This window comes from Methylopila musalis, from assembly GCF_042679725.1.
GTDB lineage: Bacteria > Pseudomonadota > Alphaproteobacteria > Rhizobiales > Methylopilaceae > Methylopila > Methylopila musalis.
Map to the genome: position 1 here is coordinate 1 of NZ_JBHTMX010000114.1, position 9,158 is coordinate 9,158.

The following is a 9,158-nucleotide window of genomic DNA, read 5'->3' on the forward strand; positions in this document are numbered from 1 at the left end:
CGTGCGGGCCTCGATGCGCGCCACCAGTTCGGTCTTCCACTTGAGCCGCTGGAGCTGCCAGCTGCCGAGCCCGATGGGCAGCGCGAAGGCGGCGCGCGTCGCGGCGAAGACCACGGCGACGCGGCGGGCGACGGAACCTGCGGCCACCGTCAGCGCTCGAGCCGCGCTTCGGCGGCGGCGTTGCGGCGCTGGAGCGTGATCAGCACGCCCTTCATCACCCGGAGCAGCCCGAGGCACACCACCACCACCGCCGGCAGCGACACCACCAGATGCACCCAGAACGGCGGCTCGAACGCGAATTCGAGCCAGAGCGCGAAGCCGAGCGTGAGGAAGCCGCCGATCAGCGTCACGAACACCGCCGGGCCGTCGCCGGCGTCGGCGAAGCCGTAGTCCAGCCCGCACGCCTCGCAGGACGGGCGCAGCGCGATGAAGCCATCGAACAGCCGCCCTTTGCCGCAATCGGGGCAGCGCCCCGCCGCGCCCCGCAGCACGGCGGCGGGAATGGAGCCGGTCGGATCAGCCATGGCGATCTCGCCTTTCGAGCGCGGCCCTATGGGGCCGGAAACGACGAAGCCGCCGGCGATCGGCCGGCGGCTTCGGGAGGGTACGACGCGTGACGCGTCAGTGGGAAGCGACGTTCGGGCCGGCGCCCCAGACGTAGATCACGGCGAACAGGAACAGCCACACCACGTCCACGAAGTGCCAGTACCAGGCCGCCGCCTCGAAGCCGAAATGCTGCTTCGGGGTGAAGTGGCCCTTGAGGACGCGCGCGAGGCAGACCGCCAGGAAGATGGTGCCGACGATCACGTGGAAGCCGTGGAAGCCGGTCGCCATGAAGAAGGTCGCGCCGTAGATGTTCTCGGAGAACGAGAACGTGGCCTCGTGATACTCGACCGCCTGCAGGACGCTGAACAGCACGCCGAGCAGGATGGTGAGCGCGAGGCCCTGCTTCAGGCCCTTGCGGTCGCCGTGCACCAGCGCGTGGTGCGCCCAGGTGATGGTCGTGCCCGAGGTGAGCAGGATCATGGTGTTGAGCAGCGGCAGGTGCCAGGGGTCGAAGGTCTGGATGCTCTTCGGCGGCCAAACGCCGCCGGTGTGCTCGGCGCGCAGGAACTGGTGCGCCTCGTTCGGGAACAGCGCCACGTCGAAGAAGGCCCAGAACCAGGCGACGAAGAACATCACTTCGGAGGCGATGAACAGGATCATGCCGTAGCGCAGGTGCAGCTGCACCACGCGGGTGTGGAAGCCGGAATGGGCCTCCTTGATCACGTCCGCCCACCACGCGATCGCGGTGTAGAGCAGGAAGACGAAGCCGCCGGCGAACACCCACGGGGTGCCGCCATGCATCCACACCACCGCGCCGATCGCGGTGGCGAAGGCCGCCATCGACGACAGGAACGGCCACGGGCTTGGATCGACGAGATGGTAATCGTGGTGCTTGGCGTGGGCGTCGGCCATTGACGTCTCCCCTTTATGCTTTTCGTCTCGTCCGCGTCGTCGGGCGCCCGTCGGCGGAAGGATCTCGTTCAGAGCTTGGGTCGTTCGGTCCCTGCGGAGGTCAGCCGCGGCGCCTTCGCAGGGAAGAAGGTGTAGGACAGCGTGATCCGGCTCACGCGGTCGAGCTCACGGTCGTCCGCGATGGAGGGATCGACGAAGAAGGCCACCGGCATGTCCATCTCCTCGCCCGGCTTCAGCACCTGCTCGTTGAAGCAGAAGCACTGCAGCTTGGCGAAGTGGCGGCCCGTGGTCTCCGGCGTCACGTTGTAGGTGGCGGTGCCGGCGAGCTCCTGGTCGGAGCGGTTCTTCACCTTAAACAGCACCAGCTTGGTCTCGCCGACCTTGACCCGGACGTTGGTCACCTCCGGCCGGAACGACCAGTCGAGCCCCGGCGCCACATTGGCGTCGAAGCGCACGGTGATCTCCCGGTTCAGCGCCTCGGCCGGCGCGGCGGCGGCCACCTGCGGCGTGCCGCCGAAGCCGGTGGCGCGGCAGAACATGTCGTAGAGCGGCACCGCGGCGTAGGCCGCGCCCACCATCAGCCCCACGAAGGCGACGCAGGCGAAGGCCACGCGGCCATGGCGGCGGTTCAGGTCGGCGGAGGGCGCGGGCTCGGTCACGGGCGTCTCCTCACAGCGGCCGGTTCAGGACGTTGCCGCCGAGATGCACGATGGTCATCACCCAGAACAGCACCACCAGCACGCCGAGCGTGACGGCGATCGCCACGTTGCGGCGGCCGCGCTGGCGCTTCTGCTCGTCGGTCAGGACCACGCCCGGCTCCGGCTTGTCGGCCATGGCGGTCACATCCAGCCCGGAAGCACGGAGGGCAGCGGCGGCAGGCCGGCGAGCTTCTCCACCAGCACGGCCGCGAGCACCGCGAACAGATAGACCAGCGAGAAGCCGAACAGGCCGCCGGCGGCCTTGCGGGCCGCCTCGCCCTCGCGGCGGCGGTAGACCGCGACCGCGCGGAGCACGAAGCCGAGACCGAGGACCGTGGAGAGCGCGAGATAAAGCCAGCCGCCGAGGCCGACCAGCGCCGGGGCGACGCCGAGCGGCGCGAGCGCAAGCGCGTAGAGCAGGATCTGGCGGCGGGTCTCGTCGGGGCCGGCGACGCAGGGCAGCATGGGCACCCCGGCGCGGGCGTAGTCGTCCGACTTGATCAGAGCGAGCGCCCAGAAATGCGGCGGCGTCCACATGAAGATGATGGCGACGAGCAGCGCGCTGTGCAGGCTGACCTCGCCCGACACGGCGGCCCAGCCGACCATGGGCGGCATGGCGCCCGCGAGCCCGCCGATGACGATGTTCTGGGGCGTCCAGCGCTTCAGCCACATGGTGTAGATCACCACGTAGAAGAAGATGGTGAAGGCGAGCAGGCCGGCCGCCAGCCAGTTGGAGGCGAGCCCGAGCATCAGCACCGAGCCCACGGACAGCACCACGCCGAAGGCGCAGGCCTCGCCCGGCGTCATGCGGCCTGCGGGCACAGGGCGGTTGGCGGTGCGGGTCATCACGGCGTCGATGTCCGCGTCCCACCACATGTTGAGCGCGCCCGAGGCGCCCGCGCCCACCGCGATGCACAGCAGCGCGATCGCGGCCAGCACGGGATGCAGGCCCGACGGCGCGGCGACCATGCCGACCAGGGCGCTGAACACCACCAGCGACATCACCCGCGGCTTGAGCAGCGCGATGTAGTCCTCGACGCCGGCGAGGCTCGGTCCGGGCAGGGCCGGGACGGCGGTTTGGGCGACGGTGTCGTCGTGGGCGAAGGTCATGCGCAGGCGAAGCCTCGATCTGGCGGCCGGAGCAGCGTCCGGCCGATGCGGGACCCGTCGGGCGGCGACGGCTCCGGCCCCAAGCGGTTCCGGGCGGCGAAGCGGCCGCCCGGAGAAGGTCTCGGCTCTCCGCCGCGCGCGGCGGGAGCCCTGAGGCCCTGAGCGACGCCCGTTTCGGGAGCGGCGTTTAAGGCCCGTCGCGTCACTTGACGCGCGGCAGGGTCTCGAACTGGTGGAACGGCGGCGGCGAGGACAGGGTCCACTCCAGCGTCGTCGCGCCCTCGCCCCACGGGTTGTCGCCTGCGACGCGCTTCTTCGAGAAGGCCTCGAACACGCCGTAGAGGAAGATCACCACGCCGAAGGCCGAGATGTAGGAGCCGATCGAGGACACGAAGTTCCAGCCGGCGAAGGCCTCCGGATAGTCCACGTAGCGGCGCGGCATGCCGGCGAGGCCGAGGAAGTGCTGCGGGAAGAACACCAGGTTCACGCCCACGAAGGTGACCCAGAAGTGCACCTTGCCCACGGTCTCGTTGTACATGTAGCCGAACATCTTCGGGAACCAGTAGTACCAGCCCGCGAAGATGGCGAACACGGCGCCGAGCGACAGCACGTAGTGGAAGTGGGCCACCACGTAATAGGTGTCGTGCAGCGAGCGGTCGATGCCGGCGTTGGCGAGCACCACGCCCGTCACGCCGCCGAGCGTGAACAGGAAGATGAAGCCGATCGCCCAGATCATGGGCACGCGCAGCGAGATGGAGCCGCCCCACATGGTGGCGATCCACGAGAAGATCTTCACGCCGGTGGGCACCGCGATGACCATGGTCGCGAACACGAAGTAGGCCTGCGTGTTCACCGAAACGCCGGTCGTGTACATGTGGTGGGCCCACACGACGAAGCCGACCACGCCGATCGCCACCATGGCGTAGGCCATGCCCAGATAGCCGAACACCGGCTTGCGGGAGAAGGTGGAGATGATGTGGCTGATGATGCCGAAGCCCGGCAGGATCAGGATGTACACTTCCGGGTGGCCGAAGAACCAGAACAGGTGCTGGTAGAGGATCGGGTCACCGCCGCCGGCGGGCGAGAAGAAGGTGGTGCCGAAGTTGCGGTCGGTCAGCAGCATGGTGATGGCGCCGGCGAGCACGGGCAGCGACAGCAGCAGCAGGAAGGCGGTGACCAGCACGGACCAGGCGAACAGCGGCATCTTGTGCAGCGTCATGCCGGGGGCGCGCATGTTGAAGATGGTGGTGATGAAGTTGATGGCGCCGAGGATCGACGACGCGCCGGCGATGTGCAGGCCGAGGATCGCGAAGTCCATCGCCGGTCCGGGCTGACCGCTGGTGGAGTACGGCGGGTAGATGGTCCAGCCGCCGGAGACGCCGTGGGAGCCGGGCGCGCCGGGCACGAACAGCGAGATCAGCAGCAGGCCGAGCGCCGGGATCAGCAGCCAGAACGAGATGTTGTTCATGCGCGGGAACGCCATGTCCGGCGCGCCGATCATGAGCGGCACGAACCAGTTGGCGAAGCCGCCGATCACCGCGGGCATCACCATGAAGAAGATCATGATGAGGCCGTGGGCGGTGGTGAAGGCGTTGAAGGTGTTCGGGTTGGTGAAGATCTGCATGCCCGGCTCCTGGAGCTCGAGCCGCATGCCGATCGACAGCGCGCCGCCGATGATCCCCGCTAAGATCGCGAAGATCAGGTACATCGTGCCGATGTCCTTGTGGTTCGTCGAATAGACGTAACGCCGCCATCCGGTCGGATGGTCGTGGGACGCGTGCGTCATCCCGTGCGCCGCAGTGGCCATGGCCTGGTGTCTCCCTCGTGCTCGTTCGGCGTCAGCGCTGCGCGACGTTGGTCGCGGCGGCGCCGTTCACGGACGCCTCGAGCAGCTTCTTCGCTTCGTCAGTGTCTTTCTGCGCCGCTTCGAGCCAGCGCTTGTAGAGGTCTTCGTTCACCACGCGGATGGCGATCGGCATGAAGGCGTGGTCCTGGCCGCAGAGCTCGGAGCACTGGCCGTAATAGACGCCCTCGCGGTCGGCGCGGAACCAGGTGGAGTTCAGGCGGCCGGGCACCGCGTCCACCTTCACGCCGAAGGCCGGCAGGGCGAAGGAGTGCAGCACGTCCTCGGCGGTCACGTCCACGTGGACCACCTTGCCGACCGGAACCACGGCCTCGTTGTCCACCGCGAGCAAGCGCGGCTTGCCGTTGAGCTCGCTGTCCTGAAGCATCACGGCGGTCAGCGTCAGCTCGTTCGCGTCCGGATAGACGATGTCCCAGTTCCACTGGCGGCCGACAACCTTGATGGTCAGATCGACCGGCGGCGGCGTGTACTGGGCGTAGAGCAGGCGGAAAGACGGGATCGCGATCACGACCAGGATGAGCACCGGCGCGATCGTCCACACCACCTCGAGCATGGTGTGGTGGGTGGTCTTGGAGGGAACCGGGTTCGACTTCTCGTTGAAGCGGACCACGCAGTAGACCAGCAGCGCCAGCACGAACAGCGTGACGAGGACGATGATGACCAGGATGAAATTGTGGAAGGAGTGGATCTGCTCGAAGATCGGCGAGGCCGCCTTCTGGAAGCCGAGCTGCCACGGCGAGGGCTGACCGTCGCCCGCGAGCGCCGGCGAGGCTGCGAGCAGGCCCGCGGCCGAAATCATGAGCGACGTCAGACGTCCGGATGGAAGCATTGTGGCCTGCCCCTCGTCTCTTCCCTATCGCGGACGCGTCCACGCCCGTCGTGCTTGTCATCACGCACCGTCACGGCGCGGCATATCCGTCATTGGTCGTAGTCGCGACGGCGCGCTGGCCGCGCGATCGCGAATCCACCGCGCGGCCGGAGCCGCCCAGTTTTCGCCGCACCTTTGAAAACATAAAGATTGCGAAAGCTCAATGTGGCCCCCGAAGGCGCCGTGCGGCATAAAGGCGCGAAGGCCGCGCGCGGCGCGCATGGCTTTGGAGGCCGTCCTCGCTTGACAGACCGGGCCGCTCTGGTACCCCGCAGCGGTCCCCATCCCGGAGAGCATCAGCCCGTGCAACGCAATCGACTGGCGGCGCTCGCCGTCGCCGCCCTCGCCGCGCTCGCGCCCGCAGCCGCCCATGCCCAGGGGGCCGTGAAAGCCACCCACGGCGACTGGCAGATGCGCTGCGACACGCCCGCCGGCGCCCAGGGCGAGCAGTGCGCCCTGGTGCAGAGCGTGACCGCCGACGACATGCCGAACGTCGGCCTCACGGTCATCGTGCTGAAGACCGCGGACAAGAAGAGCCGGCTGTTGCGGGTGCTGGCGCCGCTCGGCGTCCTGCTGCCCTCGGGGCTCGGCCTGCGCATCGACCAGACCGAGGTCGGCCGCGCCGGCTTTGTGCGCTGCCTCACCAACGGCTGCGTTGCCGAGGTGGTGCTGGAGGACCCGCTGGTGAACCAGTTCCGCAACGGCAAGAGCGCGACTTTCATCATCTTCCAAACGCCCGAGAAGGGCATCGGCGTGCCGGTGTCGCTGAACGGATTCGGCCCGGGCTTCGACGCCCTGCCCTGACGCGGCCTTTGGCCGGCGCGCCTGACGCCGGCGGCGGCGCGCCGCAGCTCGCGGCCACCGCCGCGGTGAGCCGGGCGACGATCGGATGCGTCCCGTCCGGCATCACGTTTTCGTCGATCGCCCGCACGGGCATCAGCAGCCGGACGCTGTTGGCGGCGAAGGCCGCGTCCGCGCTGACGAACTCGTGTAGTTCAAGCGGCCGTTCCTCCACATGAATTCCCTGCTCCCGGCACGCGGCGAGCGTCAGGCGACGGGTCACGCCCGGCAGAACGCCCTCGTCCAGCGACGGCGTGACCACGATTCCCCCGATCACCGCGAACAGGTTGGCCATGGCCGTGGAGGCGACGCGGCCGGCCGTGTTGAGCATCAGCGCGTCGTCGGCGCCGGCGCGGCGGGCGGCGTCGTGGGCCAGCACGCTGTCGAGATAGGACAGGGTCTTGGCGCGGGAGACGAAGGAGCTCGGGTTGCGACGGACGGCGACGGTCGCGAGCCGCATGGGCGAAAACAGCGCGTTCGGCGGAAACGCGCCCCGCGCCGCGATCACGGCGGGCGCGGACGCCTCGGGAATCGCAAGCCCCCGGGCGCCGGCCCCGCGGGTGACGGTGAGCCGGATCACCCCGTCGCCCTCGCCCGCGAGCGCCAGAACCTCGCGCTCCAGCGCGGCGCGGTCCACGGGCAGGCGAATCTCGGCGGCGGCGGCGCAGAGCCGGTCGAGATGAAGGCCGAGCGCCGCGGGACGGCCGCCGAACACGGCAATGGTCTCGAACAAGCCGTCGCCCAGCGTCAGCCCGCGATCGGCGAGGTCGAACGGCGCCGTGTCTCCGACCGCCTGTCCGTTCAGACGCGGCATGCCTGCCGCCGCTTCGCCGCCGCGAGGAAGTTGCGCAGCAGCGCGTGGCCGTTCTCGGTCAGGATCGATTCCGGATGGAACTGCACGCCGAAGGTCGGGTGCTCCACATGCTGGAGCGCCATGACCTCGCCCTCCTCCGAGCGCGCGGTCACCTCGAGCGGCCCGGCGTAGCCGTCGTCGAACTCCACAATCAGCGAATGGTAGCGCCCGACCGCGAGCGGGTTCGGCAGGCCCTCGAACAGGCCGGTCCTGTCATGGGCGACGCGGGAGGCGCGGCCGTGCAGCGGCCGGCGGGCGCGCACGACCTTGCCGCCGAACACCTCGCCGATCGCCTGATGGCCGAGGCAGATCCCGAGGATGGGCACGTGGCCCGAAAGCGCGCGGATCAGCGGCAGCGAGACGCCGGCCTCGGTCGGGGTGCAGGGGCCGGGCGAGATCACGATCGCCTCGGGGGCCAGCGCCTCGGCCTGCTCGACCGTGAGCGCGTCGTTGCGCAGCACCCGGACCTCGCGGCCGATCTCCTCGAAGTAGCGCGCCACGTTGAAGACGAAGCTGTCGTAATTGTCGACGACGAGGATCACCGCAGGCCTCCCGCCGTGGCGCGGGGCCGGTCCGCCCCGGCCTCGTCCAGCACGCCGCCGAAGGCCTCGAACACCGCGCGGGCCTTGGTCAGGGTCTCGTCATACTCGGCCGCCGGGTCGGACAGCGCCGTGATGCCGCCGCCCGCCTGGAACACCGCCTTGCCCCGGGCGATGGTGGCGGTGCGGATGGCGATGTTGAAGTCCGCGTCGCCGGAGAAGCCGATCCAGCCGATGGAGCCGCAATAGACGCCGCGGGCGTGGCGCTCCAGCTCGGTGATGATCTCCATGGCCCGAAGCTTCGGCGCGCCGGTGATGGAGCCGCCGGGGAAGCTCGCGCGCAGCAGGTCGATCACGCCGAGCCCCTCGCGCAGGCGCCCCGTCACCACCGACACCAGATGATGCACCGAGGCGTAGGTCTCGAGCCCGCAGAGCGTCGGCACCTCCACCGCGCCCGGCCGGCTCACCCGCGAGATGTCGTTGCGCAGCAGATCGACGATCATCACGTTCTCGGCCCGGTCCTTCTCGGACGCCAGCAGAACGCGGGACGAGGCGCCGTCCGCATGGGGGTCGGCCCAGCGCTTGGTGGTGCCCTTGATGGGGCGCGCCTCCACGAGGTCCCCCGTGACCGAGACGAAGCGCTCGGGCGAGGACGAGGCCACCACCAGATCGCCGAAGGCGAGATAGGCGCCGAAGGGCGCGGCGTTGCGCCGGCGCAGGCGCCTGTAGAAGGCCCAGGGGTCGAAGTCCGCCGGCAGGTCGGCGAGGAAGCGCTGGGCGATGTTGGCCTGGAAGATGTCGCCCGCCAGCACGTAGTCCACGCAGGCGCGGATCGCCTGCACATAGGCCGCGCGGTCGAAATTGGAGCGGAACAGCAGCGGGGCCGCGGGCTGGGCGGGCGCGGCGGCCGGCGCGGGCCGGGCCAGCC

At 69.6% G+C, this 9,158-nt stretch carries 12 protein-coding genes; 1 reads left to right on the top strand and 11 read right to left on the bottom strand.

Annotated features, from left to right (window positions below):
* From ACFQ4O_RS11940 to coxB, 8 genes are all read right to left on the bottom strand, one after another.
* A partial coding sequence (locus tag ACFQ4O_RS11940; protein ID WP_378775918.1) for an SURF1 family cytochrome oxidase biogenesis protein occupies positions 1–237 on the bottom strand: 237 nt, incomplete at its 3' end.
* Complete coding sequence (locus tag ACFQ4O_RS11945; RefSeq protein WP_378775919.1) at positions 150–524, bottom strand: DUF983 domain-containing protein; 375 nt, start codon at positions 522–524, stop codon at positions 150–152. The genes ACFQ4O_RS11945 and ACFQ4O_RS11940, both read right to left, overlap by 88 nt.
* A gap of 97 nt (positions 525–621) precedes the next feature.
* Positions 622–1,458 carry a cytochrome c oxidase subunit 3 gene (locus tag ACFQ4O_RS11950; protein WP_378775920.1) on the bottom strand — a complete coding sequence of 279 codons (837 nt, stop codon included), beginning with the start codon at positions 1,456–1,458 and terminating at the stop codon, positions 622–624.
* Between the two features lie 68 nt (positions 1,459–1,526).
* Entirely contained in the window at positions 1,527–2,117 is a 591-nt protein-coding gene (locus ACFQ4O_RS11955) for a cytochrome c oxidase assembly protein (RefSeq protein WP_378775921.1), read from the bottom strand.
* Between the two features lie 10 nt (positions 2,118–2,127).
* On the bottom strand, positions 2,128–2,292 hold the full coding sequence (locus tag ACFQ4O_RS11960) for a hypothetical protein (RefSeq protein WP_378775922.1): 165 nt from the start codon (positions 2,290–2,292) through the stop codon (positions 2,128–2,130).
* A gap of 5 nt (positions 2,293–2,297) precedes the next feature.
* A complete protein-coding gene (gene cyoE, locus ACFQ4O_RS11965) occupies positions 2,298–3,266 on the bottom strand; it encodes a heme o synthase (RefSeq protein WP_378775923.1) in 969 nt (322 codons plus the stop codon).
* A 202-nt stretch (positions 3,267–3,468) separates the two neighbouring features.
* Positions 3,469–5,073, bottom strand: coding sequence for a cytochrome c oxidase subunit I (gene ctaD, locus ACFQ4O_RS11970; RefSeq protein ID WP_378775924.1), 1,605 nt, complete (start codon positions 5,071–5,073; stop codon positions 3,469–3,471).
* A 31-nt stretch (positions 5,074–5,104) separates the two neighbouring features.
* Complete coding sequence (gene coxB / locus ACFQ4O_RS11975; protein WP_378775925.1) at positions 5,105–5,959, bottom strand: cytochrome c oxidase subunit II; 855 nt, start codon at positions 5,957–5,959, stop codon at positions 5,105–5,107.
* A 342-nt stretch (positions 5,960–6,301) separates the two neighbouring features.
* Between coxB and ACFQ4O_RS11980 the strand changes: the two genes are divergently transcribed.
* A complete protein-coding gene (locus tag ACFQ4O_RS11980) occupies positions 6,302–6,802 on the top strand; it encodes an invasion associated locus B family protein (RefSeq protein ID WP_378775926.1) in 501 nt (166 codons plus the stop codon).
* On the opposite strand, the gene ACFQ4O_RS11985 is transcribed toward ACFQ4O_RS11980, so the two are convergent.
* From ACFQ4O_RS11985 to pabB, 3 genes are all read right to left on the bottom strand, one after another.
* Positions 6,720–7,652, bottom strand: a complete 933-nt coding sequence (locus ACFQ4O_RS11985) for an aminotransferase class IV (protein WP_378775927.1) — start codon at positions 7,650–7,652, stop codon at positions 6,720–6,722. The two genes, ACFQ4O_RS11980 and ACFQ4O_RS11985, sit on opposite strands and share 83 nt — an antisense overlap.
* Positions 7,640–8,233 carry an anthranilate synthase component II gene (locus ACFQ4O_RS11990; RefSeq protein ID WP_378775928.1) on the bottom strand — a complete coding sequence of 198 codons (594 nt, stop codon included), beginning with the start codon at positions 8,231–8,233 and terminating at the stop codon, positions 7,640–7,642. Before ACFQ4O_RS11990 ends, ACFQ4O_RS11985 begins: the two co-directional genes overlap by 13 nt.
* The coding region (pabB, locus tag ACFQ4O_RS11995; protein WP_378775929.1) for an aminodeoxychorismate synthase component I at positions 8,230–9,158 on the bottom strand (929 nt) is incomplete at its 5' end. The genes pabB and ACFQ4O_RS11990, both read right to left, overlap by 4 nt.

Bases quoted from the DNA above. Each gene is read 5' to 3' on its own strand.
- ACFQ4O_RS11945 (WP_378775919.1), bottom strand. From the start codon at position 524: ATGGCTGATCCGACCGGCTCCATTCCCGCCGCCGTGCTGCGGGGCGCG.
- ACFQ4O_RS11950 (WP_378775920.1), bottom strand. From the start codon at position 1,458: ATGGCCGACGCCCACGCCAAGCACCACGATTACCATCTCGTCGATCCA.
- ACFQ4O_RS11960 (WP_378775922.1), bottom strand. From the start codon at position 2,292: ATGGCCGACAAGCCGGAGCCGGGCGTGGTCCTGACCGACGAGCAGAAG.
- cyoE (WP_378775923.1), bottom strand. From the start codon at position 3,266: ATGACCTTCGCCCACGACGACACCGTCGCCCAAACCGCCGTCCCGGCC.
- ctaD (WP_378775924.1), bottom strand. From the start codon at position 5,073: ATGGCCACTGCGGCGCACGGGATGACGCACGCGTCCCACGACCATCCG.
- coxB (WP_378775925.1), bottom strand. From the start codon at position 5,959: ATGCTTCCATCCGGACGTCTGACGTCGCTCATGATTTCGGCCGCGGGC.
- ACFQ4O_RS11985 (WP_378775927.1), bottom strand. From the start codon at position 7,652: ATGCCGCGTCTGAACGGACAGGCGGTCGGAGACACGGCGCCGTTCGAC.